Origin of the sequence: Vibrio sp. 1727, assembly GCF_033344415.1 — a bacterium.
GTDB classification, from domain to species: Bacteria; Pseudomonadota; Gammaproteobacteria; order Enterobacterales; family Vibrionaceae; genus Vibrio; species Vibrio alginolyticus.
Genome location: NZ_JAWPOT010000697.1, coordinates 1 through 511 on the forward strand (window position 1 = coordinate 1; position 511 = coordinate 511).

General features: G+C 41.9%; 1 protein-coding gene. It reads left to right on the forward strand.

What is annotated here, in order from left to right; all coding sequences use genetic code 11:
- The coding region (locus R8O10_RS27680) for a hypothetical protein (RefSeq protein ID WP_318192289.1) at positions 1–511 on the forward strand (511 nt) is incomplete at both ends.

Here is a 511-nt window from a genome sequence, read left to right on the forward strand (position 1 = left end):
GACATATCAGACTGGTTTGTTTGATTTCCAGTGGGATCAAGTGACAGCGGGAGAGAAAACTTCAGAACGTGCGATTCAAATTCTTGATGAGGTGCGCTACGCGTTATCAGGTACGAATAACAACTCATTCTTTGGGTTTGACCCAACGGTTGTGTCTTATGCAACCAATGAAATGCTTACGACTAAAGCGATTCCAGACAAGCCATCAAATGACTATCTACACCGATTCCTTGTTGAAGCAATTGATAGTATTGCCGAGAGAATGCCAAGAAATAACTCATTAGATTTTGCATCTGCTATTTACGATGATTTTAGCTACGATGGAAAAGCAAATGGTATAGGGGCAGGAGGAAGTCAAGTTACGCTCGATTCTTACACGTTTGGCGCCGAAACTTACCGAAAAGATCTGGCGCAATCCTATTATGAAATCATGGCGAGCAAATACGGTATTGAGACCAATATCGCGCAGCTCTATGCTGATGATATTTCGATGGCTAATCCTGACTTAAAT